The sequence below is a fragment of the Cecembia lonarensis LW9 genome, assembly GCF_000298295.1.
GTDB lineage: Bacteria > Bacteroidota > Bacteroidia > Cytophagales > Cyclobacteriaceae > Cecembia > Cecembia lonarensis.
On record NZ_AMGM01000236.1, the window covers coordinates 1 to 894 of the forward strand.

General features: G+C 65.9%; 1 protein-coding gene. It reads left to right on the forward strand.

Annotation, left to right across the window (positions count from 1 at the left end; genetic code table 11):
- Positions 1 to 894, forward strand: an 894-nt coding sequence (locus B879_RS23950; RefSeq protein ID WP_202949678.1) for a Zn-binding domain-containing protein, incomplete at both ends; no start/stop codon positions are given.

Below are 894 nucleotides of genomic sequence, written 5' to 3' on the forward strand. Positions count from 1 at the left end.
AAAACCCCCTATGTGCTCTCCGGACACCTGTGTGCAGCAGCCGAGGAACTGCCGTTGCGCACCGAGGACTTGGCCGCATTCGGGCCCAGCGCCCAAGGGCTGCTCGAGTCGTTGGTGAAGCGCGGGTTCCTGCGCCGCCGTCCGGCCGGATGGTTTTGGACCCACCCGGAACATGCAGCATCGATGGTGAACCTGCGCGCCGACGGCGGCGGACCGGTGAGCATTATCGAGTCCGACACCGGGGCACTGCTGGGCACCATGGATTCTCCGCAGACCCATTATCAGGCGCACGACGGTGCCATCTATGTGCACCAGGGTGCCACCTACGTGGTTGATGAGCTGAACGAAACCGACCACTGCGTCATGGTCACCCGAGCCAACCCGGACTTCTACACGCAGGCACGGGACATCACCACGGTCGAGGTTGTCACCGACGACCGCTCGCTGGTGTGGGGGCCGGTCACCGCACACTTCGGGGAAGTCGTCGTGACCACCCAGGTGGTCTCCTTCCAGCGCAAGTCTGTGAGCAGCAACGAGATCCTGTCCGAGGAGCCGCTGGAGTTGGAGGCCAGGGACCTGCACACCAAGTCCGTGTGGTTCACCATCCCCGAAACCCGGATGCAGGCCGCCGGGATCACCGCCGAAGAATTCCCCGGGGCGCTGCATGCGGCCGAGCACGCGGCCATCGGGCTGTTGCCGTTGGTGGCCTCCAGCGACAGGTGGGACATCGGCGGGGTCTCCACCGCGCTGCACATGGACACCGGGATGCCGACGATCTTCGTCTACGACGGGCACCCCGGCGGGGCGAGGATTTGCCGAGCGTGGATTCGAAGCGGCTCGTGCCTGGCTCGGGGCAACCCGAGATGCGATCGTGGCTTGCGAATGCGCCGTCGG